The 25,529-nt window shown below is 46.1% G+C and carries 27 protein-coding genes and 1 tRNA gene; 3 read left to right on the plus strand and 25 right to left on the minus strand.

Features of this window, described 5'->3' with window-relative positions:
• Window positions 1-18: 18 nt before the first annotated feature.
• The 21 genes from MLD56_RS25755 to rpsF form a co-directional block, all read right to left on the minus strand.
• Window positions 19-861, minus strand: a complete 843-nt coding sequence (locus MLD56_RS25755) for an ABC transporter permease (protein WP_029518942.1) — start codon at window positions 859-861, stop codon at window positions 19-21.
• A gap of 2 nt (window positions 862-863) precedes the next feature.
• On the minus strand, window positions 864-2,033 hold the full coding sequence (locus tag MLD56_RS25760) for an extracellular solute-binding protein (protein ID WP_025723151.1): 1,170 nt from the start codon (window positions 2,031-2,033) through the stop codon (window positions 864-866).
• 98 nt (window positions 2,034-2,131) lie between these two features.
• The gene (locus MLD56_RS25765) at window positions 2,132-3,163 is read right to left on the minus strand and encodes an ABC transporter ATP-binding protein (RefSeq protein ID WP_029518944.1); all 1,032 of its coding nucleotides are present in this window, start codon (window positions 3,161-3,163) and stop codon (window positions 2,132-2,134) included.
• A 53-nt stretch (window positions 3,164-3,216) separates the two neighbouring features.
• Window positions 3,217-4,041: an ABC transporter permease gene (locus tag MLD56_RS25770; protein WP_029518945.1), complete on the minus strand. Its 825-nt coding sequence runs from the start codon at window positions 4,039-4,041 to the stop codon at window positions 3,217-3,219.
• 203 nt (window positions 4,042-4,244) lie between these two features.
• Window positions 4,245-5,531: an adenylosuccinate synthase gene (locus MLD56_RS25775; protein ID WP_029518946.1), complete on the minus strand. Its 1,287-nt coding sequence runs from the start codon at window positions 5,529-5,531 to the stop codon at window positions 4,245-4,247.
• Between the two features lie 377 nt (window positions 5,532-5,908).
• Window positions 5,909-7,267: a replicative DNA helicase gene (gene dnaB / locus MLD56_RS25780; RefSeq protein ID WP_013373892.1), complete on the minus strand. Its 1,359-nt coding sequence runs from the start codon at window positions 7,265-7,267 to the stop codon at window positions 5,909-5,911.
• A 2-nt stretch (window positions 7,268-7,269) separates the two neighbouring features.
• A complete protein-coding gene (gene rplI, locus MLD56_RS25785; RefSeq protein WP_013312788.1) occupies window positions 7,270-7,713 on the minus strand; it encodes a 50S ribosomal protein L9 in 444 nt (147 codons plus the stop codon).
• Window positions 7,710-9,698 (minus strand): DHH family phosphoesterase, encoded by a 1,989-nt coding sequence (locus MLD56_RS25790; protein ID WP_029518947.1) that lies wholly within the window; start codon window positions 9,696-9,698, stop codon window positions 7,710-7,712. Before MLD56_RS25790 ends, rplI begins: the two co-directional genes overlap by 4 nt.
• Window positions 9,699-9,709: 11 nt before the next feature.
• Window positions 9,710-10,627: a DUF2232 domain-containing protein gene (locus MLD56_RS25795; RefSeq protein WP_029518948.1), complete on the minus strand. Its 918-nt coding sequence runs from the start codon at window positions 10,625-10,627 to the stop codon at window positions 9,710-9,712.
• A 5-nt stretch (window positions 10,628-10,632) separates the two neighbouring features.
• Entirely contained in the window at window positions 10,633-10,935 is a 303-nt protein-coding gene (locus MLD56_RS25800) for a MazG-like family protein (protein WP_013312791.1), read from the minus strand.
• Window positions 10,936-11,056: 121 nt separating this feature from the next.
• Window positions 11,057-11,485: a CBS domain-containing protein gene (locus tag MLD56_RS25805; RefSeq protein ID WP_013312792.1), complete on the minus strand. Its 429-nt coding sequence runs from the start codon at window positions 11,483-11,485 to the stop codon at window positions 11,057-11,059.
• 45 nt (window positions 11,486-11,530) lie between these two features.
• Entirely contained in the window at window positions 11,531-12,589 is a 1,059-nt protein-coding gene (locus MLD56_RS25810) for an LCP family protein (RefSeq protein WP_029518949.1), read from the minus strand.
• Between the two features lie 236 nt (window positions 12,590-12,825).
• The gene (locus tag MLD56_RS25815; protein WP_029518951.1) at window positions 12,826-13,767 is read right to left on the minus strand and encodes a D-alanyl-D-alanine carboxypeptidase family protein; all 942 of its coding nucleotides are present in this window, start codon (window positions 13,765-13,767) and stop codon (window positions 12,826-12,828) included.
• Window positions 13,768-13,925: 158 nt separating this feature from the next.
• Window positions 13,926-14,891 carry an ABC transporter ATP-binding protein gene (locus MLD56_RS25820; protein WP_029518952.1) on the minus strand — a complete coding sequence of 322 codons (966 nt, stop codon included), beginning with the start codon at window positions 14,889-14,891 and terminating at the stop codon, window positions 13,926-13,928.
• A complete protein-coding gene (locus MLD56_RS25825; RefSeq protein WP_029518953.1) occupies window positions 14,888-15,871 on the minus strand; it encodes an ABC transporter ATP-binding protein in 984 nt (327 codons plus the stop codon). Before MLD56_RS25825 ends, MLD56_RS25820 begins: the two co-directional genes overlap by 4 nt.
• Window positions 15,872-15,884: 13 nt before the next feature.
• Entirely contained in the window at window positions 15,885-16,808 is a 924-nt protein-coding gene (opp4C, locus tag MLD56_RS25830; protein WP_029518954.1) for an oligopeptide ABC transporter permease, read from the minus strand.
• Between the two features lie 11 nt (window positions 16,809-16,819).
• The gene (locus tag MLD56_RS25835; protein ID WP_023991143.1) at window positions 16,820-17,782 is read right to left on the minus strand and encodes an ABC transporter permease; all 963 of its coding nucleotides are present in this window, start codon (window positions 17,780-17,782) and stop codon (window positions 16,820-16,822) included.
• Window positions 17,783-17,850: 68 nt separating this feature from the next.
• Window positions 17,851-19,590: an ABC transporter substrate-binding protein gene (locus MLD56_RS25840; protein WP_029518956.1), complete on the minus strand. Its 1,740-nt coding sequence runs from the start codon at window positions 19,588-19,590 to the stop codon at window positions 17,851-17,853.
• Between the two features lie 522 nt (window positions 19,591-20,112).
• Window positions 20,113-20,385: a 30S ribosomal protein S18 gene (rpsR, locus tag MLD56_RS25845; protein ID WP_013312800.1), complete on the minus strand. Its 273-nt coding sequence runs from the start codon at window positions 20,383-20,385 to the stop codon at window positions 20,113-20,115.
• A gap of 21 nt (window positions 20,386-20,406) precedes the next feature.
• Window positions 20,407-20,892, minus strand: a complete 486-nt coding sequence (gene ssb / locus MLD56_RS25850) for a single-stranded DNA-binding protein (RefSeq protein WP_029518957.1) — start codon at window positions 20,890-20,892, stop codon at window positions 20,407-20,409.
• A gap of 49 nt (window positions 20,893-20,941) precedes the next feature.
• Window positions 20,942-21,226, minus strand: coding sequence for a 30S ribosomal protein S6 (gene rpsF, locus MLD56_RS25855; RefSeq protein ID WP_013312802.1), 285 nt, complete (start codon window positions 21,224-21,226; stop codon window positions 20,942-20,944).
• A gap of 318 nt (window positions 21,227-21,544) precedes the next feature.
• On the opposite strand from rpsF, the gene MLD56_RS25860 reads away from it, so the two are divergent.
• Window positions 21,545-21,739, plus strand: coding sequence for a YjzC family protein (locus tag MLD56_RS25860; protein ID WP_029518958.1), 195 nt, complete (start codon window positions 21,545-21,547; stop codon window positions 21,737-21,739).
• A gap of 366 nt (window positions 21,740-22,105) precedes the next feature.
• On the plus strand, window positions 22,106-22,423 hold the full coding sequence (locus tag MLD56_RS25865; RefSeq protein WP_029518959.1) for a hypothetical protein: 318 nt from the start codon (window positions 22,106-22,108) through the stop codon (window positions 22,421-22,423).
• 220 nt (window positions 22,424-22,643) lie between these two features.
• Here MLD56_RS25865 and MLD56_RS25870 read toward each other — a convergent pair.
• The 3 genes from MLD56_RS25870 to MLD56_RS25880 form a co-directional block, all read right to left on the minus strand.
• Window positions 22,644-22,734: transfer RNA gene (locus tag MLD56_RS25870), tRNA-Ser, on the minus strand.
• Window positions 22,735-22,811: 77 nt separating this feature from the next.
• Complete coding sequence (locus MLD56_RS25875; RefSeq protein ID WP_029518961.1) at window positions 22,812-23,036, minus strand: DUF951 domain-containing protein; 225 nt, start codon at window positions 23,034-23,036, stop codon at window positions 22,812-22,814.
• Window positions 23,026-23,976, minus strand: coding sequence for a mechanosensitive ion channel family protein (locus MLD56_RS25880; protein WP_029518962.1), 951 nt, complete (start codon window positions 23,974-23,976; stop codon window positions 23,026-23,028). The genes MLD56_RS25875 and MLD56_RS25880 overlap by 11 nt, the downstream gene beginning before the upstream one ends.
• A 274-nt stretch (window positions 23,977-24,250) precedes the next feature.
• Here MLD56_RS25880 and yyaC point away from each other — a divergent pair, with 274 nt between their 5' ends.
• Entirely contained in the window at window positions 24,251-24,856 is a 606-nt protein-coding gene (gene yyaC, locus MLD56_RS25885) for a spore protease YyaC (RefSeq protein ID WP_025723135.1), read from the plus strand.
• Here the strand turns inward: yyaC and MLD56_RS25890 are convergent.
• Window positions 24,810-25,331, minus strand: coding sequence for a DUF4446 family protein (locus MLD56_RS25890; RefSeq protein WP_029518963.1), 522 nt, complete (start codon window positions 25,329-25,331; stop codon window positions 24,810-24,812). The two genes, yyaC and MLD56_RS25890, sit on opposite strands and share 47 nt — an antisense overlap.
• Between the last annotated feature and the right edge of the window lie 198 nt (window positions 25,332-25,529).

Consider the following 25,529-nt stretch of genomic DNA (forward strand, 5'->3'; position numbering starts at 1 on the left):
TTAGTGTATGACGGCAGTCTAGCTGGCATCCGCATCCTTCACCATTGTCCGAATATAAAAGTAGCCCATAAAAGAACACAGTAAAAACATAAATACTGCCATTGCGCTGGCCGTATGCGTCTCCTGATAGCTGGAAAACACCTGCTGCATCGCAACACCCAACACTTGTGGTGAGTTGGCACCGATCAGGAAGGGAGCCGTAAAGCTGCCCATGATTCCCATGAAAATGAAGGTCACCGCAACCCACATCGTTTTATAGGAAAGGGGTAAAATAAAGCGACCAAACAGCTGCATCGTGCTGGCTCCAGCATCTCTGGCACTTTCGACGACAGCGTTTGGAATGCTGGCAAGTGCCGAGCTGAGCAGCATGGTTGCGAACGGAATGTTGAACCACAAATTAGCCAGCACCAGACCCTTGTAGTCATAAATAATCCTCGGGATCGTTTCAATTCCAAGCGGCAGCAAAAGACGTGCAGCCCAACCGTGATTGCCATACATGGTAATGATCGCATACGTTGCAATTACACCGGGAACAAACATCGGAATAAAATACAACCGGCCTATCCACTTCACGACAACCCCTTTGCCGAATCTCAGATAAATCGCCAAAGCATAGCTGATGACCAGAGTAAGGGCCGTCGAGACTAGCGTGACACTAATGGTATACATGATATTTCTACGCATGGCAGGTTCCGTGAACAGCCGAATATAGTTGGCCAGCCCGTAGCCCGTTCCATATTGATCAATCAAGCTTTCCTTCACGGCATAAAGAATCGGAATAATAACGACGACCAGCAAAATGAGAAAAGACGGGATGACCAGGGCAAGCCCCAGCATCCCCCTTTTGGACAATGAACTCATGATCAACCGCCCGCTACTTCACTTTGCCAGCGTTTGTAAATTTCCTGCTGAAGCTCTCCGCTGTTAAAGCTGCGGTATCCAGAAGATACACTGTTGAATTTCTCCTGCAGCTCCGTTGGCATCAGATTCCACTTAATCCCCGGGTAGCCGTACATTTTATTAATAACCACCGTTTGCGCTTCAGGCGTCAGTATATAATTCAAGAATTCCTGAGTGGCCTCTTTTTTGGAGGAGAGCGAAGGAACCATCAGATAAGAGGGTCCCCCTGTAAAAGCAGGATCGATCTGTGTCAGCTTCACCGTGTCCGGAAGCAGCCCTTTAGCCAGCTGCTCGAGTGCCATATCAGACCAAGCTGGAACCATATCAACCTCTCCACTCGCCAAAATATCAAGCGTGCCTTGGTTCTTCTTAGGATAGACTCCTTTTTGGTACATTGAAGGGCCCAGCTCCTTGAGCAGTGAGAAGCCTTGATCCCATTTCTTCATATTTGCCGGATCATCACTGTTCATCGCCTCTGGCGGAAGGAAATTATAGATCACCGTGTTCACAAACGAGCTGCCTGACCCACCCGTAGACGGATCGTTATAAGCAAACTTGCCCGGATGCTGGCGAATCCACGTGTACAGCTCGTCGGCTGTTTTCGGAGGCGTCGCTACTTTTGCACTATTATAGGCAAGGACAACCGAAGAGGCACGGTATGGAATGGCCTGATTGTTGACTTGCTTGAGATACGTTTCATCCACATTCTTCAAATTTGGAACCTTGGCGGCGTCTACCGTTTCCCACAGTTTCTCGCCTACCCCTTTGGTGATGTCATCCAGACTGCCTTCGTACAGGTCGATATCGGTATCGGTTTGTCCACTTTTCTTGGCTGCAATCAGACGATCCAGTGTAGATGCACCTCCGGTTCCTGCTGGCAAATACACCAGTTTGACCTTAACGTGATCATTTTTAGCTTCAAAGTCCTTGATTAACGTTTCCCACAGCTCTTTGACGTTCAGAGACCCTCCAGTGTACAAGGAAATTTCCGTCGTTCCCGTAGCGGCCCCCGCTTTTGTAGACTTGGCTTCCCCTGTAGCCGTGGCGGCATTACCGCCGTTACCACAACCAGCCAACAACGATAAACTAAGTACCCCCGCCAAAACCAGACCCATATTCTTTTTCCCAAACACGTTGTTGCCTCCTTTAGATAGTTGCACAAGTTCGCAGCATCATCAGATGATGCGTTCGTGACGGACATTGATGCGATATAGAGGTTGATCGTGAATCTTCACTGTGCTGCTGGAAAAGTAACTATTTTACTGAAGCTGAATCTGATGTGCTCTCCACTGCGCAGCTCGGCCGCTCGTTCACGCGGCACAAACATTTTCAGATGATGGGTACCGCTATCCAGCGAAACTTCCGCATAATGCCCTAGAATCATCACTTGTCTGATTGTTCCGGCTAAAGAACCATTTTCTTCCGTCGTCAGAACAATATCCTCTGGTCTTACACCAACCATGGATTCACCTGTGTATTCATGCTCTTGTGCAAACGGTATTCCGCTTACAGAGACACTGCGACCTGTGCTCACCCCCTTTAATAAATTGATACGGCCAATAAAACCCGCTACAAAAAGGGACTGTGGCTTGTCATAAATCTCCTGCGGCGAAGAAAGTTGCTCAATCCGGCCCGCATTCATAACGACGATTCGGTCGGAAATGGACAGCGCCTCCTCCTGATCATGGGTGACGAACACCATCGTCATTCCTGTCTGGGTCTGAATATCACGCAGCTCCTCTCTCATCTCCATGCGCAATTTGGCATCAAGCGCGGAAAAAGGCTCGTCCAGCAGCAATACATCAGGCTTTAGCAGCAAAGCCCGAGCGAGTGCTACCCGCTGCTGCTGACCTCCCGAGAGCTGTCCCGGCGTTTTACGCTCTGCGCTCTCTAGCCGAACCAGCGCTAGCGCTTCCTTCACCTGACGGTCAATTTCTGTCTTCTTCACCTTTCGAATCTTCAACCCGAAAGCCAGGTTGTCATACACGGTCATATGCGGCCACAAATTATAGCTTTGGAACACCATAGCCGTCGGACGTTTTTCGGGCGGCAGCTTGAGTACGCTTTTACCCTGAATCTGAATGTCGCCACTGTCCGGGTCCAAAAAACCGCCAATGGAGCGAAGCACGGTTGTTTTACCACAGCCGGAAGGTCCCAGCAGTGTCACCAGCTCCCCCTTCATCACGTCAAGTGAAATGCCTTTGACTCCGTCTCCTGTCTTGAAGCGCTTGGTTAACTCTTGAATGGATAATTGAATGGGCATTAGCTTAGGCTCCTTTTTCAGGATTTTGCAAACTCCTCTTTTGACCAATTACGTTATTTCACCTGAAATCCGCCTGCCAGTACATCGGCACTTACAAAACGCTTGGCTGCCAATAGCAGAATGATCGTTGGCAGGGTTAGAATGACTGAGAAAACAGCACCTGTTGTGCTCGGATAATCAGCAATGATGGAATACATGATGACTGGCATTGTTTTATAGTCCGGCGTTCCGACAAGGAGTGTCCCTTGTGCTTCATCCAGTGAAGCAAGAAAAGTAAAGATGGAGGCGACCACAATGCCGGGCAGCGCCATAGGAAAGGTGATTTTCCAAAACACCCGAAAGGGTCCGGCTCCAGCATCCCGCGCCGACTCCTCCTGTGCGCGATGTACGCTGCGGAAGGCAGAGGATGGAATCCAGGTCATATACATGAGTGTGTTTACCATATGGATGAGCACAATGCCTGCAAAAGTGTTCATCAAACCGAATTGGTAGAATAGCACGGCAATGGACACATACAAACCCATTTTCGGAAAAGCATGCGTAAGCAGGAATGAGAAAAGGAACCACTTACTGAGCGGGAAAGAAATTCGTGCAAAGGCATAAGCAGCAGGAATACATACGATAATGGAGCAGACCGTAACGGTAATCGCAATCAGGAAGGATAGGGAAATCGAGCTGACTACATCATCCTGGGTAAGTACGAACTTCCACCATTCCAGTGACAAGCTCTGCGGGAGCGGCGCAGGATACTGCCATTTTCCCGAAACCGCCAAGAGGAGGAGATTGGTCAGAGGTCCCAGGAAAAAGATGACGAAAATGACAAGCACGATGAATTCAACAATTTTGCGTGTGCCGAGTGAGCGAAGATACCAGTTCATAATTCATCCCTCTCAAGACGTCTAGACGTCCAAATCTCTTTTCTATTTGGATTATAGAGAGGGTTTGTTATCACAAATCGACAAGGAAGATAAGATTATGTAAAGGGAAAGATACCATTTAACACTTCACAGAATAAAAAAAGAGAGAGGCTGCTAACAGCCTCTCTCTTTGAACATGTATTAATAGCTATATCATTCTTGTCCTACAAATAAATCGGAAGCACCTGATTCGTTTGATCACGATTACGCCCAACCGAGAAAATAGCAATTGGGATACCTGTCAGATCAGACACGCGTTGTACGTAATTGCGTGTAGTCTCAGGCAGTTCCTCCAGCGTTTTCACGCCAGTGATGTCTTCGCTCCAACCTGGCATTTCTTCATATACCGCTTCGCACTCCGCCAGCATTTTCAGGCTAGCCGGATAATGCGTAATCACCTCACCGCGGTACTTGTAACCTGTGCAAATTTTCACCGTTTTCAGGCCAGTCAATACGTCCAGCGAGTTCAGGGAAAGACCCGTTAATCCACTGACACGACGGGCATGGCGCACAACGACGCTGTCAAACCAGCCTACACGACGAGCACGACCTGTAACCGTACCGTACTCATGACCTGTTTCACGAATGTAATCGCCGACTTCATCGTTCAGCTCAGTTGGGAAGGGTCCATCGCCAACACGAGTTGTATACGATTTAGCTACACCGATGACTTGTTGAATCTTGGATGGTCCCACACCGGAACCAATACATACGCCGCCAGCCGACGGGTTGGAGGACGTAACGTAAGGATACGTACCTTGGTCGATATCAAGCATAACGCCTTGCGCACCTTCAAACAGTACCTTTTGATTTGCGTCAATTGCATCATTCAACACGACAGATGTATCTCCTACATAAGGACGGATAAATTCAGCATATTCCAGATACTGTTTTAGTATTGCTTCTACATCCAATGGCTCGCCGCCATATACTTGTTCAATCACTTGATTTTTTTCTTTCGTTTGATGGCGCAGCTTCTTTTCGAATTCCTCTGCATCCAGCAAATCAGCAATACGAATACCGTTACGTGCAGCTTTATCCATATAAGCAGGGCCGATCCCTTTACGGGTAGTACCAATTTTGTTAGGACCTTTGCGGTCTTCTTCCAGCACATCCAGCGTCATATGGTACGGCATAATCACATGTGCGCGGTCACTAATGACCAGATTTTTTGTGGAAAAGCCATTATCATGAATGTAAGTAATTTCTTCAATAAGAGCGGCTGGATTTACGACCATGCCGTTGCCAATAACACACTTTTTATCTTCATAAAAAACGCCGGATGGAATCAGGCTCAGCTTGTACTTTTTACCGTCAATGAGAATCGTATGACCAGCATTGTTTCCGCCTTGGTAACGGGCCACTACTTCAGCGCTTTCCGCCAGATAGTCCGTGATTTTACCTTTGCCTTCGTCTCCCCATTGTGTTCCCACAACGACTACAGTTGACATGTTTCATTCCTCCGTGGAGTGCCCACAGACACTCTGATTTTGAGCTGACACACTACGCATATCCGACTTCAACCGCCTGAGCGAGCAGATATGGAGCGCTCTCGGACAGCAGGAAAAAACGTCCGTCGCAGACATTCCGTAGGTTCGGAAAGCCCCGGGCGTAATGTTCTCCCCACTGCGTTGAAGCAGCACTATAAGTGTAACAGCACCATTTTTTAAAGTCAAATAAAAAGCGAACATTATATTACATGAAAATAGTATTGTTCGTAATTGAGAGTTTCATTCCTTATATGAAAATATGTGAATTCTATAAAAAAGGACCCCTTCGAGATCGCGAAATCCGCGTCGAAAGAGCCTTTTTTAATGATACTAATATGTTATCCGGCGAACGCATCCGAATGGGCACGCTCGTAATTAGCGAATTTATTATAATTTTTGAGAAAGACCAACTCTACCGTACCGACCGGGCCGTTACGCTGCTTGGCAATGATAATCTCAATAATATTCTTCTTTTCTGTTTCCTGATTATAGTAATCATCCCGGTACAGAAACGCCACGATATCAGCATCCTGCTCGATAGAACCCGATTCCCGCAAGTCACTCATCATCGGCCGCTTGTCTTGACGCTGCTCCACACCCCGGCTCAGCTGGGAGAGGGCAATTACAGGCACTTCAAGTTCACGAGCGATTTGCTTCAATGTCCGTGAGATTTCAGATACCTCCTGCTGCCGGTTCTCGCCTGCTTTGCCTCGTCCGTGAATAAGCTGCAAGTAGTCGATTACGATCATACCCAGTCCCTTTTCCGCCTTGAGACGGCGGCATTTGGCACGGATATCCGCCACAGTGATGCCGGGTGTATCATCGATATAGATTTCCGCCTCTGACAAGGCTGCAATGCCCATCGTCAGCTTCGCCCAATCGTCGTCGCCTTTAAACTCACCTGTCCGCATGACGTTCGCGTCCAGATTGGCCTCGGCACAAATCATCCGCTGCACGAGCTGAGCGGCCGACATCTCCAGACTGAAGATGGCTACTGTCTCCTTTGCCCGAACCGCAACATTTTGCGCAATATTCAGAGCAAACGCTGTTTTACCTACGGATGGACGGGCGGCCACAATGATCAAGTCATTGCGCTGGAACCCCGCCGTCATCTTGTCCAAATCAACAAACCCGGACGGAATCCCAGTCGTATTGCCCTTGTTCTGATGCAGCAATTCAACGCGGTCAAACACTTCCATCACGACATCGCGGATGGCAATAAAACCACTACCTGAGCGCCCGTTGGATATCTCCATAATCTTGCGCTCAGCATCGCTCAGCATACCAGCGACATCCTCGCCACTGCTATAGCCTTCGCTCACAATCTGCGTAGCTGCACGAATCAAGCGACGAAGCATCGCTTTTTCTTCAATGATCTGGGCATAGTAATCTACGTTAGCCGCTGTTGGCACCCCGTGAGCCAGCTTCGCCAGATAACTGACACCACCGATATCCTCTAGCTGTCCCTTGTCCTGAATTTTCGAGGTCAGCGTAACCAAGTCAATCGGCTGTCCGGATTCACCCAGCTCAATCATTGCTTCGTAAATCATCTGATGAGCCTTATCATAAAAGTCCTCGGTCTGCACCCGCTCCATTGCGGTAATCAGTGCTTCAGACTGGAGCAAAATAGACCCGATAACCGCCTGTTCAGCCTCCAGATTTTGCGGAGGAATCCGATCAAAAAATTCGCCGCCCATAATTATTCTTCAGTCACCTGTACTTTCAGCGTAGCTTTGACCTCAGGATGAAGCTTAACGGTCATTTGAGTCACGCCCAACGTACGAATCGGTTCTTCCAGCTCAATTTTGCGTTTGTCCAGCTTGATACCAGTTTTAGCTACTGCCTCCGCGATTTGCTTGCTTGTAATCGCGCCGAACAGTCGTCCACCTTCACCAGCCTTCGCCTTGAGCTGAACCGTTGTCTCTTCCAGCTTTTTGCCGAGCGCTTGCGCCTCTTCCTTTTCCTCTTGCTTGCGCTTTTCCTCAGCAGCATTCTGGTTTTCCAGCGTCTTCATATTTCCTTCTGTCGCTGGACGGGCAACACCACGCGGCAACAGGAAATTCGCTGCATAACCGTCCGACACTTCCTTAATTTGCCCCTTCTTGCCTTGGCCCTTCATATCTTTAATGAATATCACTTTCATTCAAATAACCCCTCTTCCCCATCAATTTCGGCCAGCACGTCGACCACTCTGCGCTTAGCTTCCTCCAGCGGGCAATCCAGCTGAACCGCCGCATTCGTCAGATGTCCTCCGCCGCCTAGCCGTTCCATGACGACCTGTACGTTCATGCGTCCGAGTGAACGGGCGCTGATCCCCACCAGGCCGTCAGGACGTTCACTGACCACAAAGGAGGCCAGTACATCCGTCATATTGAGTAATGAATCCGCCACCTGAGCAATCAGGAGCTGCGGTATTTTCTGTCCGGGCTCAGTTACCGCAATTGCGATATGCCCATATATCATTTTAGCATGCTTAATAATTTCCGCCTTAGCAATATATTCATCCAGGTCCTCTTTTAACATGCGCTGGATCATAACAGTATCTGCTCCGCTACGGCGTAAAAAGCCGGCTGCCTCGAATGTACGCGAGCCTGTATGCAGGGAAAAATGCTTGGTATCCACCGTAATCCCTGCCAGCAGTGATGTTGCCTCCAGCGGTGTCAGTTGGACCTTCTCATGAATATATTGCAGCAGCTCGGTCACCAGCTCACAGGCCGATGACGCATAGGGCTCCAAGTAGATCAGAACCGAATCATTAATAAATTCCTCGCCCCGACGATGATGGTCGACAACCACCACCCGACTGGCCGTTTGCACCAGACGCGGCTCAATCGTCATGGAGGCCTTGTGCGTGTCCACCACGACCAGCAGACTGTGCTCAGTCATCAGCTGGAGCGACTGCTCTGGCGTCAAGAGCGCTTGCGATAGATTCTCATCCTTGTTTACCTGCTCCATCATTCGGTCGATAGACGGATTGGATTTATCGAGTACGATATGTGCCTCTACATTGTAAAGTGCCGCAGCCTTCCACACACCGATGGCGGCTCCCACCGCATCCATGTCCGGTATTTTGTGTCCCATGATCAGGACGCGGTCACTCTCCTGCATCAGATCACGCAACGCATGTGCAATCACTCGGGCACGCACTCTGGTACGCTTCTCGACAGCATTGGACTTGCCTCCGTAGAAGGACAGGCGTTGTCCCGCCTTCACTGCTGCCTGATCGCCCCCACGTCCAAGCGCCATATCCAGACTGGATTGGGCCAGCTCGCCTAGCTCCTTGATGCTCTCTGCACCGAAGGACAAGCCAATACTCAGTGTCATCGGTACTTTCAAATCCGCCGTCATTTCCCTTACGGTATCCAGAATGACGAATCGACTTTGCTCCAGCTCCTGGAGCGCTTTATGATTCAGCATAATGAGATAACGCTCAGAAGATAATCGGCGCAAATAAATATTGTACTGATTAGCCCAAGATGTAATCTCGCTTGACACCTTCGCAATAAGCGCGGTGCGTTGCTGATCGTCCATCCCCTGAGCAGCCTCGTCCATATTATCGAGCATGACGATACCGAGCGCCAATCGCTCGTTTTCATACTGCTTGCGTAGCACCGCCAAATCCGTTACTTCATACAAATATATCAGACGCTCATCGGGCACGATCAGAAACTGATAATGACGCTCATCATGCTGTAGCTCCACCTTCAGCTCACGAGCAGGCTCCTTTGTTTCCTTTTTGGTGCTTAGGGCACCTGCGAGTTGAGGAAACAAATCATGAAGAGACTCACCAATCAGCGATTGCTCCTCAAACATCTCCCCGGCAAACCGATTGTGCCATTCTACCGTTCGATTTTCACTGTATAAAATGATGCCGAACGGCAATGTGCTAATCGCTTCCCCTTCCACCCGCTTGATCCGGAAGGAAAGACCGCTGATATATTGATTCAGTTCCCGACGAAAATCCAATTCCGTCTTCAGCATCAGCCCGCCGAGCAAGAATGACAGCAACAGTCCTATCACACCCAGTTCCCAGTTGTACATGGAAATACATATGACAAGGACCAGCAGCAGCAAAAACGCCCAGACCGTCTGATAGCCGTGCCAGCGTTTTTGTAGAAATTTAGGCATGACTGTTCACCCTATTTCTTTGATCTTGTAATAGCTTCACGCAGCGGAAAGGCCAAATCAATAATACCTATAATGCGGAGCGGCTGGAACACCAGAACGACGAGCGACAGCAGCAACGCAATCACCGGGCTCATTTTACGGCTATGCGTCCAGAAGTATACAAAACCAATTGTCTGGATAATAAAACATGCATGAATCAGCGGCAGCATACTAATGGAGACCATTTGAATCCAGCCGCTATCGGAAGACCCTGCTATCCATTCAATTACAATTGCCAGCAGATAATACCAGATCAGCGCGCGCGGTAGCCTCCACTCGCGGGCAGGCTTCATTTTGCGTACTGGTACATCGAGACTGCTCAATGCCGGACGTGCCAAAGCGTGCGTAATCACTGCCAATATGAACGAGGTCACGATCAGCACATACGGAATTTTTCCAATCAGCATTGTGCCGAGTTTCTGCGTATCCTCTGCCGTCCAATTCATGTTTGAAAACATCGGATTAGCACTCAAAACCTGCTGTACAATACTTGCCGATATCGCAGCCTGATCACGAAGATACTGTGCAAGATCAAACCCAAAGGAATACGTGGCGATAAACAGAACAACCAACAACTCGGCTAAAATAATGCCCATTCCGGTCATTAACACCTGAAAAGCAGGTCCTCCCTTTTTATATATCCGTCCCATCATGATTGAAGGAATCAGAAAATAAATCGCAGGGAGCAGCGAATACACATCGAGTAGCGCTATAATGAGCAGCACCGGTATGACGTGGACCAGAAATCCTTTGAAAGGCAGCGATGAAAACAATACAGCGCCAGGCACAATCAGTAAAAATACGGTAATGATTCTTAATGGTGTCAATAGAGTCAGCAGCAGAAGCAAATAAATGACGCTCCATGCTACAGTTGCCAAGCGGAATTTCAACGTTTTCACCTCTTACGCATATGTTCTTCCAGTGCGGAAATGTCCTGATACCAATCCTCCAGCTGGTGTCCTTCTTTTCTGTGCTTTCTTAGCTTGTCGATGAGTAGATCATCCAATTCACGGTAAGACACTCCAAGGCGCCTCCCCAAAATATAACTGCTCATCACTAAGCTCGCCAAGCAATCACCAATGCGGGCTGTACTGCCTTCCCACATTGCCTTAAACAAACGGGAGACTTGGTCCAGCACCTCTGTTTTAAGCCATTCAATAACCTTGGCTCGTTTAACTACATCCATTTCTTTAGGCATATGATGAAGAGTCACACCCCTCTGAAAAAGCTTTATTCTCCATTATAGCATATCCTATTCTGAAAATAACTGTTACCCCATAGGGTAAATTGTTATTTTCGGAGCAGCTTTGTTGCTTATTTTAGCTTGAAGTATTAAGCGATTCTCTGGATACAAATTTTTCACAATACTCAATAATCTGGCTCCGACGTACAATGCCAATAAACCGTTCCATATCATCTACAACGGGCACAAAGTTCTGTACCTTAGCCAAATTGATTAAATCCTCCATGTTAGCATCAATGGACACGGGCTTCATCGTAACCCGCAACGGAACGTCCTTAAGCATAAACTTAGAAGCGTTTTCAAAGGTGATTTTCCCCTCGGACTCTTTCATATGCCACAACAGATCACCTTCTGTAACCGTACCTGTATATCTACCTTCCTTATCTAAAATAGGAACCGCTGTAAAACGGTGATATTCCATCCGTTCCAACGTTTGCCGTAAAGTAGCATCCGCCGTTACACAAGCAACTTCCTGTTTGGGAAGCAAGAAAAAAGCGATATTCATGAGAAACGAATCCCCCTCAAAATCAAATATAAATCAATTGATTATTCACTGAATGTCCTGCTTGTCGGGAAGCCTCAGCGTCTGCGGGGTTGTATCGGAATCTAGCCAGTTGGCAATTATGAGTCTGGCATATTCAAGTTCCTGTTCATTAGCCCGGTCATAATACAGGCCCTTCTTCTTGAACCCTTCCCCCGTAATCGTAAAACTTGAAATTTGCGGATTCCCCTGTGAAATAGCCTGCTTGCCAAGCCCAGTAATAAAAGTAGGTTCCATGTCGGTTTTGAAATTGGCTCCCATAATATCGAGCAACTCTGGAATCTTGGTAATTCCGTTGATATTCAGCAGCTTATCCGCCATAGCGTTCAGGAAAATTTGCTGCCGTTTGGTACGATTGAAGTCGCTATCTTCCCGATATCTAACATAATACATGGCTTCCTCACCATTATAAAGCGGCTTGCCCGCCTCAATACGGAACTTGATATGCAGCGGATTCTTATTCTCAATGGGCTTGTCGATTGGAAGCACAACTCCACCCACTGCATTCACCGCATCCTGAATACCCTGGAAATTAATCGTAGCATAATAATCGGCCTTATGCTCCATCAACTTCTCTACTGTAGCCATGGACATATCTTCGCCTCCGAACGCATAAGCATGCCCCAACTTATCAAAATCATCCTCGCCATCGCGATTCGAATCATGTCCGGCAATCTGTACGTACGTATCCCTTGGAATGGAAACCAAAAGCACACGCGATTCCGCGGGCCGTACTACCGCATACATAACCGTATCCGAGCGACCACGCGCCTTTTCATTGGGCCTTTGATCCGTACCCAATAACAGCACCGAAAAAGGTTCCTTACGGTAAGCTACTGTCTCTTGCTGCTGCTGTTCCCCGGATTGTCGGGGCTGATAGGATTTCTCCAGCTTGCTTTCCAACGTCGGTGATACAAACCAGTCAAAAGCCACCAGTGTCAGCTGTTTGCGGAACAGGTAGCCTCCCAATGCAATCAAAAGTAAAACAATACATGAAATATATAGAGCGGTAAACCTCTTTTTCTTTTTGGTCTTTCCACGGGTCCTTCTCCTATGTCTTCTCTCCATAACCGGTACCTTCCTTCTTTCCGTCACAAATCCCATCTCTTCATTAAACCAAATTGGTCCCACATGAAGCTGAAACTTCCCCTCAAAGCATAAAAGGTCTACTACCTTGTTGTCAAAAGTGTCATGGCGTGGTCAGCTCCTCGAATTCATACCAAAAAAGGCTTCGACCTCACGGTCAAAGCCCCAATTCATGTTTATATCCGTATCCTATGTAGCTTTCAAAGTCATTTTTTGCCTTAATGTGGAGCCAGTTTCACTAAATTTTGCAGTCTCACCGGGAAAGAAGTCGACAGGGAAAAACCATAATCGAACAACTTCCGTGTCTGCTCAAAACGCTCTTCCTTGCTCGGTGCACCCAGCACCACAGCAACTAGCCGTCTTCCATGCTGCTCAGCGGTACCCGTGAAGCAGTATCCAGCATCGCTTGTGTACCCTGCTTTCAGTCCGTCTGTTCCTGCGTAAGAGTACGGTCCAGCCAAGGAAGGCAGCATCCAGTTCGTATTACTAATGTAGATGCCTTTATCCTTCAACTCCATCTGCGTACGGCTGGACGTTCTCAAAATCTCCGGGTGTGACGTAATTAAATAGGAGGCCAACTTCGCCGTGTCGCTTGCTGTCATTTTCGTTTCGCCCCGAATATCCTCAGGGTGATTGGGCCCCAATTCACTCTGACCTGCCCCCGAGGCATTGCTGAAGCGACTATCGGATGACAACCCTATTTGGGCAGCTTTTCCATTCATACGCTTCACAAAAGCTGATTCATTCCCTGCTGAACGCTCGGCTAACGCGACAGCGGCATCATTCGCTGAATACACAACCATACTCTGGAACAACTCGGATACGGTCATCCTTTCACCATACCGAAGAGATAGATTTACACCACCCACCGTACTCGCGTAACGGCTAATTCGCACTTCATCATTCCAACCTAACCGTCCGGCCCGAATATCCTCCAGCACCAATAGCTCGGTCATGAGCTTGGACATATTTGCGGAAGGCATAGGTGTATCACCGTTCACATCCATCAGCAATTCCCCAGTATGCATGTCCATCAGCACCGCTGCCTCTGCATCCACATTCGGCTTTCCGATCAACAGGCGGGGTCCAAGTGTAATAAAAATCAATATAATAAGTAACGGGACGACAATAGCCCAACGTATCCAGTGTTTTTTCATCATCGTAATAACCTCCATACTCTATTAGACGATGAAAAATCCATTTTGTCTGCAATTTTTCGAAAAAAAGATACAATTTTTTTACCTTTTTTATTCCACGCCAAAATATCCGTCAATCCTGCTTTCAGGATGACGGATATTTTGCTTCCTAATTATATGTTTTAGGCAAAGTGACAGGCTACGAAATGGTGATCGCCCGCATCTCGATATACTGGAGTCTCTGTTTTACAACGCGCTTCTGCCATAGGACAACGTGTATGAAACTTGCATCCTGAAGGCGGATTGGCCGGAGATGGGATGTCTCCTTTCAACACAATCCGTTGTCTCTTGATCGTGGGATCGGGAATCGGTACTGCCGATAGCAGCGCCTTCGTGTACGGATGAAGTGGATTACTGAACAGTTCCTCCTTGGAGGAAAGCTCTACCATTGAACCCAGATACATCACACCAATCCGGCTACAAAGATGCTCGACTACACTTAGATCATGCGAGATGAACAGATAGGTCAATTGGCGTTCCTGCTGCAAATCACTTAACAAATTAATGATCTGGGCCTGAATAGACACATCCAGAGCAGATACCGGCTCGTCAGCCACAATAAAATCAGGATTCAAAATCAAAGCCCGTGCAATCCCGATCCGCTGACGCTGACCGCCAGAGAACTCATGCGGATACCGATCATAGTGATACGAGGACAGCCCGCAAATGTTCAGCGTTTCATTGACCTTCTTCCGCAGCTCTCTACGATCAATCAACCCGTGGTCCAGCAACGCCTCTCCAATGGCTTCACCGACCTTAATTCTCGGATTCAGTGAGCTAAAAGGGTCCTGAAAGACGATTTGCAACTTCGGACGAAGCGCACGAATCTGCTCTTTGTTTAACGCATGCAAGTCTTCACCTTTATATCGTACCGATCCCTCTGTCTTATCCATCAATCTGAGAATTGTTCGTCCAATCGTACTTTTGCCGCAACCCGATTCTCCTACCAGACCGAAGGATTCACCCTTATGAATGTTAAAGGATACATCATCGACTGCTTTCACATGTCCGACAGTACGCTGAAAAATCCCGCCTGTGATCGGGAAATACTTTTTCAGCCCTTCCACTTGAATCAAAGGCTCGCTCATATCCGTTGCCCTCCTTCTTTCTCATATAGCCAGCAGGCAACCTTATGACCATTCTCCTTTTCATTCAAGGGAGGAGCCTGATCCTTGCAAATTTGCATACAATGGGAGCACCGATCATGAAAATGACAATTTTCTCCCAGCTCAATCGGGTTTGGAACCTGTCCTGGAATGGAATACAGTCGATCCATTTTCTGATTAATGACGGGCTTCGCTTTTAATAAGCCTTGAGTATATGGATGTTGTGGATTTTTAAATAGCTCAATAACAGGAGCCTCTTCAATAACGTTTCCAGCATACATAACAACCACATAATCAGCCATTTCTGCCACGACGCCCAAGTCGTGCGTGATGAGCATAATGGACGTTTTAAGCTTATCCTTCAAATCCCGCATTAAATCCAGAATCTGAGCCTGAATCGTAACATCCAGTGCCGTTGTCGGTTCATCGGCAATCAATAGCTTCGGATTACAGCTTAATGCGATGGCAATCATGATCCGCTGGCGCATACCGCCACTCAATTCATGAGGATAGGAATGAAATATTTCTTCCGATCGTGAAATCCCCACCAGGTTAATCAGCTCAATTGCCCGAGCATGTGCTTCTTTTTTACTCATTAATGTATGCATCAGCAATGGCTCCGTGATCTGTTCCCCAATCGTAAGCACGGGATTCAGAGAAGACATGGGCTCCTGAAAAATAATCGAAATGTCATTGCCGCGAATCTGCTGCATTTGACCTTTATTAAGCGTTAAGAGGTTTTTGCCCTCAAACCAGATTTCACCGTCTGAGGTGTGGGGAGAATCAATCAGCCGCATCATCGTCATCGCTGTTACACTCTTACCGCAGCCAGATTCCCCTACCACACAGAGCGTTTCACCCTCACGAATTTTAAAACTGACGTCATTGACCGCTTTGACAGTTCCGCTAGAGGTATGAAAGTGGGTTTTCAGGTTACGAAATTCAATCAAAGCATTTTTCATAAACGTTCGTCTCCTACTTCTTCATTTTAGGGTCTAGTGCGTCACGCAAACCGTCGCCAATCAGGTTAATCGCTACAACTGTAATGAGAATACACATTCCCGGTGGAACCCATATCCAAGGCCGTTTGCGGAAGTCAATTAGGTTATTCGCAGCCGATATCATATTCCCCCACGAAGGTGTGGGCGGCACAACACCGATTCCCAAGTAGCTGAGCGCAGATTCTGTAATAATCGCACCCGCTACTCCAAGCGTAGCCGTAACAATAATGGTAGGAATCGTGTTCGGCAGCAAATGCCGGAATATTTTGCGACGGTCTCTCAAGCCTAGCGCTTCCGTCGCCTGCATGAACTCCTGTTCACGCAGCGTAAGAATCTGCCCTCTGACCAGACGGGACAAGCTAGTCCAGCTCAGGACCCCGATAATGAGCATCAGAAAATAAATGCGATTCGACGGATCGACCTTCAAATCCGACAGAACAGCACCTAAAATAATAAGCAGCGGTAATGTAGGGAGTGCCATGAAAATATCGGCAATCCGCATAATAACCGTATCCACGCCTTTACGATAAAACCCTGCCAGCGCACCCAGCGTTGCGCCGATCATGACCGAAATAAACGTGGCGACCAGCCCTACCGTCAAGGAAATACGGCCAGCCAGCATTGTTCGCAGCAAAATATCTCTACCAAACTTATCCGTACCGAGCCAGTACTTAGCATTAGGCGATAAATTTTTGTCAGCTAGCCTGTAATCATCTAAATGATAAGGTGAAATCATCGGTCCAAAACTACAAATGACAACCATCAGAATTAATATAACGAGACCAGCCAAAGCCAGACGGTTTTGGTTAAAACGGCGAACGGCGATTCTCCATGGAGACGCTTCAGGACGGATCGCCGCCTTTTGATTCGTTTCAATCGTGACTGTTTCTGCGGACAATAGTATCCCTCCTACTTCAAGCGAATTCTTGGATCTGCCATGCCATACAATACATCAGAGAGCAAATTACCGATAAGCGTAAGTAACGCTAAGAAAATCGTGAAGCCCAACATAAACGGATAATCCCGCATACTAATCGACTCCAGATAAACCTGACCCACACCTGGCCACACAAATACCTTCTCCAGAATCATCGCTCCACCAAATAAGGCCGGAAGCTCGAAGCCGAGTAGTGTGATGGCTGGAATCAGTGCATTGCGCAGTGCGTGCTTGAAAATAACTGTCCGTTCCTTCAAGCCTTTGGCGCGTGCGGTACGAATATAATCCTGACGAATGACCTCCAACATGCCTGTACGGAAATACCGGGTCAGGCTTCCTGTGCTCAGCATCGTAAGTACGAGTGTCGGCAGGAACATATGCTTGAGAACATCCACCATATAAGCCCATGAGCCTGGCTCCATCCCTGCTGTGGTCATGCCCCCAACCGGGAGAATTCCCCACTCCAGGGCAAATATTTTGATGACCAATAGACCAATAAAAAATGAAGGCAGCGACATACATAAGAAAATAAATAATGTGACAAACTTATCGAATAACGAATATTGGAACTTGGCTGAAAATACCCCTGCAATAACCGCAATCAACCAGCTGAAAATAAGACTAAAAAAAGCGATAATAAATGAGTTCCATACATAATTGCCAATGACCTTCGTTACCGGCTGCTTATGCTGTAATGAATCCCCCATATTCCCCTTTAACATATTACCGGCCCATATAAAATAGCGTTGGTATTCCGGTTTATCCAGCCCGTAGATATGTCGTAGCTGCTGCGCCTTTTCGGCCGTCATATTCGGGTTCTGCTTGGCTGTAATATAATCACCCGGCACCATGGCTGAAATCGCAAACACGATAATGGATATGCCAATAAGTGTGGGGATGAGTTGCAGCAGTCTTCGAATAATGTACTGCTTCATATTCATTCCTCCAGACGAATAAAGTGATATGCCCAGCTCGTGAGAGCTGAGCATACGATTGGCAACCCTTATTGAGCGATCTGAGCGTTATGCAGAGTGAATTCAAAATCTTTGTATGGCGTAATTTCTAAGCCGGTTACACGTCCATTAACTGGCCACATATCTCTGCGTTGATACATAAAAATAGTTGGCAGATCCTTGTTCAACTCTTGATAGAGCTGTTTGTAAATCTGTTTCCGTTTCTCTTGATCCATCTCATGCTTACCAGCAAGCGTTAGTTCATCGACTTTCTTATTGGAATAGCCGATATCATTTTGTGCACCATTCGTAATAAAAGTCGTTGTATCCGGGTCTGGAGTTAAGCCCCAAGCCGCAAAGAACATATCGAACTTGCCCGTATCCTTCTTATCCATAATGGCATTAAAATCTAGAGTTTCGGACGTCAACTTAATGCCCAGTTCCTTGTAGTTATTGGACATGATCGGCAGCAAGGCCTCTACTACTGGATTATCAGCAGTTGCAGAGAAGTTAATGGTCAGCTTTTCGCCGTCCTTTTCACGGATTCCGTCAGCACCAACCTTCCAGCCTGCTTCATCCAGCAAAGCCTTCGCCTTAGCTGTATCAAATTCATATTTGTTGATACCTTCATCCGTATAAGACCAAGATTCTGTAGATTGTGGAATGTTAATAACATTCGCATATGGACCATATACACCCTGCACAATCTCCTTGCGGTTTAACCCAATAGTTAAAGCCTGACGTACTTTAGGGTCCTGAAATTTCTTTTCCTTGTGATTAAACGCAATATATCCATAGCCGTTCGTTGGCATAATATTCACGTCCAAGAAGCCCAACGCCTTTAATTCCTCTACATTGTCTTCCGTAACTGTGATGTTATCCATGTCCGTTTCACCTGTTTGCAGCATAGACAGGTTCGTTTCTTCTGTTGTTGTTTTAAAAATAACTGATTTCACCTTTGGTGCGCCCTTGAAGTAGTTTGGATTCGCTTCAAGAACGACTTGCTGACCCGGAGAGAAGCTTTTCAGCACATACTGCCCGGAACCGATTGGTTTATTATTAAGCGCCTTGATGCTGTCCAGGTTACCCTTTTTGAATCCTTTTCCATAATAAGCTTCTGGCATAAAGTATTGCTCACCCAGAAAATCCTTTGTATACGCTGTTGCTTCTGTAACCGTTACCTCTACCGTGTTATCATCAATGACCTTGATACCCGAGATATCATTCGCCTTGCCATCGTGATATTCTTTACCGCCTTTAATCTTAAAAGATAAAACATCCGTTTCTCCATCATAATTCGGATCATGCAGTACCTTGAGGACAAAAGCATAATCCTTCACGGTTACTGGCGTGCCATCACTATACTTCACACCTGGTTTCAGATGGAATGTATATTTTAGACCATCCGGCGATACATCAACCTTGTCAGCCAAACTATTTTCATATGTACCATCTGCCTTCACCTGTAAGAAGGAATCAAATACTGTTCTGACCACATATAAATCATAAGTTGTTTGCCAGAATAGCGGGTTGAATACCCCTTTAGGTGATGTCATACCTACTACAATGTTATCTTTCCGATTCGTCGCTCCCGGAGGATTTTGCGACAGATCAGTTGCTTTAATAACGCCCTCTGTAACAGGTGCACTTGCTTCATTTCCCTCTGTTTTATTGCCCGCATTGCCTTCCTGTGGCTGTGCCTCATTGGCACCTCCGCTACATCCTGCAAACAGAACACCAACGATCGTAAGCATCATAAGCAAAGAAACCCATTTCTTCGTCTGCATCATCCTGTTAATCCCCCTTAGTCGGTTCTTTATTTAACAGCCTGTCTCATTCCTGCGGTGATTCGTTAAAGCTTGAGGTTTGAAAATGAAGTTGCACATCCTCCTTACTGTCCTAATAACGTAAACGCGTGTTTTAGACCTCTGGTCAATTTTGTGTACTAACAACCATTACATTTTTATTAAGGTTTATCTTAAGTGTAAAATAATATCACGTCAATATCTTTTTTTATGTAATATACAAATGCAAAACATCTATTTATGTAAAGTTTATGAATTTTACTTGTGGAAAATAACAAAAAACAGGACTCTATGTAATATAAAATAACATTTCAGAATGCCGAAATATTTACTCTGGCGAGTTGGGGAGCTTGCAATTTCACAAGCCATTAAAAGGTATACTATCGTTTATGGGTAAACATGGATTGTATTATTAGTAAGTTACAATAGATGGGACTTGTTGTCAATATAAAAAATCACGAAAAAAGACGCTCCCGGGATCGGGAACGTCTTTTTTTCCACCCACTACTATTCAGTAGTGTAAGGAAGCAATGCGATTTGACGGGAACGTTTAACAGCGATTGTCAACATACGTTGATATTTCGCACTTGTTCCAGTCACACGACGAGGAAGAATTTTTCCACGTTCGCTGATGAATTTTTTAAGCAGGTCTGTATCTTTATAGTCAATGTGAGTAATTTTGTTCACAGTGAAGAAACATACTTTACGACGTTTGTTGCGACCACCACGACGAGCTGGTCTTTTGTTATCGTCTCCGCCTTCTCTTTGTCTGAAGCCCATTCTTTGTCAGTCCTTTCCCAATTAAAATGGTAAATCATCATCCGAAATATCGATCGGTTTTCCGTCATCGGAAAAAGGATCCTGATTGTTTCGCGAGTTATTATTCCCGCGTCCACTATTGCTGTTACCGCCTCCGAAAGGAGACTCCTCACGCGCAGCTCCACCGCTATTGCCGCCACCGCCATCGCGGTTAGATTCCAAGAAACGCACATTATCAGCTACAATTTCAGTCACGTATACACGTTTTCCTTCATTGTTCTCATAATTACGCACCTGAACACGGCCTTCAACAGCCGTTAAACGACCTTTGCGAAGATAGTTAGCGCATGTTTCAGCAAGCTGACGCCAGGTTACGATCGGCAAGAAATCCGCTTCCCGTTCGCCGCCTTGACTCGTAAACGGACGGTCTACAGCCAGGGTGAACTGGGTTACTGCTACACCAGACGGTGTATAGCGCAGCTCTGGATCTTTGGTCAAACGACCGATCAGAATGACACGGTTCAACAATCCAATCCCCTCCTTTGAGCGTTGTTCATTACATAATCACGTACAATAATTAAGCTACGTCGTTCGTAATGAGATAACGAATTACTTCGTCAGAAATTTTCATGATACGCTCAAGCTCAGTAACAACAGCAGGTTCTGCTGTGAAGTTTACCAGAACGAAAGAACCATCACGGAATTTCTTGATCTCATACGCAAGACGGCGTTTAGTTACATCGTGACTCGTAATTTCGCCACCGCCGTTAGAGATGATACCTTGGAATTTATCGACTGTCGCTTGAACAGCTTCTTGTTCAATGTCAGGACGAATAATATACATCGCTTCATATTTGCGCATTCTTTACACCTCCTTATGGACATAAGGCCCTCAATCTCAGTTGAGAGCAAGGAACGAGCCTAAACTCGCACTAAAACAGTTTACCAAATCCAACAACTGAATGCAACCTACAAATTCGAAACATAAGCCTAAAACAGCTAAATATACTGCATATCATTAGCTTTATACAATTTTATATAACATCAAAAATTTCGCATATATAAAGGAAATCATTTGATTCACTCACTATCTGTATACCCGGTTTCGCATGTTTCTGTTCAAGACAGCGCACAATAACCGTTGCAGTCCAAATTCATTTATCTAAGGAGGTGCCACCATATGGGTGAAAAGACTGAGTTCGAACCAGGGGATAACGTCCCAAACGACGGCGTATATATGGAGGTCGGAGAAAAAAGCTTCCATACTGAAATTCAAAACCCGCAACAAGTAACGCTGGAAAGAGGCGACTCTTTTCCGGAGACCACCAACCATAATCGCAAATGGAAGAAAAAAACGAAAGCTCGTGTCCACTAATGTATATTTCTTAGGAGTTCTGGCCATATTATGATTAGGCGATACAACAGAGAGGTGTGGTTCCGTTGGACGACGTAGCCGGACAAACTGTTAGGAGATCCATTCCGGGCATTAGAAGCGTTAGGTTTGTGTAAAAGGACACTGTCTTTTCGACACGGTATTGCTGGTCAGTACACCGAGTTTCATGATGTGATTGGACAGATCGTATCCTGTTAAAAATGTATCGCCTACGATGGAGGACCTTTGTGGTCCTCCTTTGTTGCATTATCGGACTTTTTGCATATCCTGGTAAAATGCAGATTAATTGAGCTCCTTCTGCTAGAATATATCCAAGTACAAAGACCTACTATCTACGGAGGTTTAAAGATGAGCTATTCTCGAATATTAAAGTGGATATCAGGTATATTCGAATTGGTGCTTGCCGTACCAATTGTGGGGGGAGCTATTGTCATGGGGACCGGCTACTCGGCTCTGGGATTTATGCTTATCCTGCATGCAGTAACACTTATCCTATCGTTACGCAATCAGGAGGCGATCTACGGCTCTGTATGGGGAGTACTCACTTCTTTGCTGGCCTGGATACCCTTTGTGGGCTGGGCTCTCCATTTGATTGCGGCGATCCTTCTGATGATCTCTGGCTCAAAAAAAACAAAACGCTATCATTACCCGCCTAACCAGCTATAACAAAAGAGTGCTCCTAACGGCAATAATTTCCCCGCTGTCAGGAGCATTTTTTTGTTATAACGCCTTATTCATCCCAATAGATTTGTAATCGTTTCTTCCTTTACCCTCATGGTTTATCTTAGTGCTTTTCACTTTATCACAATCTGTTGACCTTTTATTCCAAAAACAAAAAATCCCCTACGTCACAGACGTAAGAGATTGGTTTATTTAATGAAGTTAGTGGCGGAAAGAGTGGGAGTCGAACCCACGCACGCCTTGCGACGCCTAACTGATTTCGAGTCAGCCCCCTTAGACCTCTTGGGTACCTTTCCGCAGCAAGGATAATTATATCATCATTGCAACTGTGACGCAAGCTGATTCTGGTTCATCGCCATTCATCTTTCTTGGCTCAATTTGCTTCTGTGTTTTGCTCGTCGACGTTGGCCTTTGATCGCAGCACTTTCTTCATGTTTTTTTCGAACTTGGCACGCGGAATCAGCACACTATGCTGGCAACCGACACATTTGATTCGAATATCCATCCCCATGCGGATAATTTCCATTTCATTCGTTCCACACGGATGGGGCTTCTTCATCTGTACAATGTCCCCTAGTTCAAATGACTTACGCTCCACCCTTCTCTCCCCCTTTTCTTCCTTGTTCGTCTTCTTTGTCTAGGGTTACCGCCGTCTCCAATGCTGCCTGACGATGTTCCTCATCCTCCAGAGCCTTCTTGATGTTATTCTGAATATCACGCTCTACCACGGCCCCTGTATTCGGCATACATTCTGCCACAACACGCACAATATACTCTGAGGTGGTCATGGACTGAACCCCTAACACATCCGGTATATTAAGTATCTGTACATTGGATTCTTCAATGCCTTGGATTGCCTGTTTTACCAAGCCAACTGCTTCCTCCAGGCTACGCTCGGCCTTCATTGGCACATCCACTACCGCCAACGCGTTGGACATGGAGAAGTTTGTTACCGTAGTAATTGAGCCATTCGGTAAAATGTACACCTCACCTTTCCAGCTCACCAGTCTGGTTGTACGCAGCCCGATCATTTCCACTGTACCCTTGAAAGTACCTGTCTGAATGACGTCTCCTACGGCAAATTGATCCTCAAAAATAATGAAAAATCCGGTAATTACATCCTTAACCAAGCTCTGTGCCCCAAAACCAACGGCCAATCCAAGCACTCCAGCTCCAGCAATCAGCGGGCCGAGATTAATGCCCATTTGCGATAGCACCAGCATAATTAAAATGAAATTAAATACAATATTGGTTATGTTTTTCAGTAATTCCCCAACAGTGGTTAACCGCCTTGTGTTCAATCGAAACCTGCCGTTATCTCCCTTTTGTTGCATTGACTTATCTATAATTTTATTAATAACTCGAATAAAGATACGTGTGATGATAAAAATAATCGCGATTTTCAAAATTACAAACAAAAAGGTCGACCACATCGCACTATCGGTAAGCCATTTCAATACAGCATCCTTCCAGTGAATTGCATCTTTCACTACGTCACCCGTGTCTAAATTATCGGTCAACCAATGTATAAAGGTCATGCTGTACTCCTCCTTAAACAAGGGAACTACTCTTCCTGCTTCCCGAATTCTATTTCCTACTATCAGGATTTTGCAAAATCCTCACTATATAAGCTTATCTACCGACTTCAAACATATGGCTATGAATATTCTACTTCCTGTGAGTATAAAAGCATAAGTTTATCCATATACTAGCTACTATCCTGAGCATAAATGTTACCCGCAGGCTAATTGTTATCTCAAGGTACTGCGAGCGTAACCTTCACACTCCACTACAGAGCGAAAGGAAGATTCCATGACTCATCCATCTGACTTCATTCCGGGGCAAGAACCCCTAAGTTTAAAAATATCACACACAGATCCCGGGATCCAATCAGCCATCATCCATCGTCTACTGTTCCATCTGCATCAGGCACCGAGTCTGCAAAATATCGTCATTATTTGCATCGGCACTGACCGTTCTACTGGAGATTGTCTGGGTCCGCTCGTAGGTACGCATTTATCACGCTACAAAAGCCCTCTGTTTAACCTATACGGTACATTAGAGGAGCCTGTACATGCCATGAACCTGCAAACGACACTGAACGGCATACAAGCCCGATATGAACAGCCTTATATCATTGGTATAGATGCATGTCTTGGACAAACCTCCAGCGTTGGATGCATTCAGGTTTCAGATGGTCCTCTCAAGCCTGGAGCAGGTGTAAATAAAGAATTACCGCCGGTCGGCGATATCCATTTGACTGGTATCGTTAACGTCGGCGGCTTCATGGAATACTTCGTGCTGCAAAATACAAGACTAAATTTGGTAATGAAATTATCAGATATCATTGCTGGCAGCCTATACTCCGCGATTAAGGAGTGGCACTACCGTTCCGTCCTGCTTGCTGCGCAAGAGTGACGGCTTCTTTTTCTTCAGGTGATAAGGAATAGGTGGACTGTCCCGCTTCTAGAGGCTTGGCATACACATATGAGCCATCTCGGTTATAAATGCCGGTTAATACCATACCATCCTGATTGTCGTCTACAATAGCCAGAGAGAAGCTTAAATCGCTTCCTCTCTCACCAAAGGCATTATAGCGTTTGATGCCTATATGTCCCTTCAAGCCTGTCAGTTTACTACGTAGTGATTTCATACTTGCACGATGGGTTTCTTGCTCATCCTCAATCGTATCCATCTGTACCTTCAAATCAATCAACAGTGTTTCCAAATTCTCGACACCACTGCCTGCCATCATGGTTTCATACTTTCGCCGCATATTCTTTAGCTTTGCACCCTGCACAATAATAACAATCAACAGGATGAGCAAAATAAGCACGATCCCTGCAACGATTCCGGCAAGCTGTTCCATGATTAGTCCATTCAATTCAGCCATATGCTTGCTTCTACTCCTCTACCCCAAAAATCATATTACTGCATACTTATATTTTATACGTTTGAGAACAGCGAAACAAATAACACAAGGCTATTAGTTTATCCATCAAAACCATTCTAATTCCTGCAATTCCAGACAAAGCAAAGACATATCTCACTTTCCATTTTGCTCAAGGAGACATGTCCATATTTCAACAAA

Origin of the sequence: Paenibacillus peoriae, from assembly GCF_022531965.1 — a bacterium.
GTDB classification, from domain to species: domain Bacteria; phylum Bacillota; class Bacilli; order Paenibacillales; family Paenibacillaceae; genus Paenibacillus; species Paenibacillus polymyxa_D.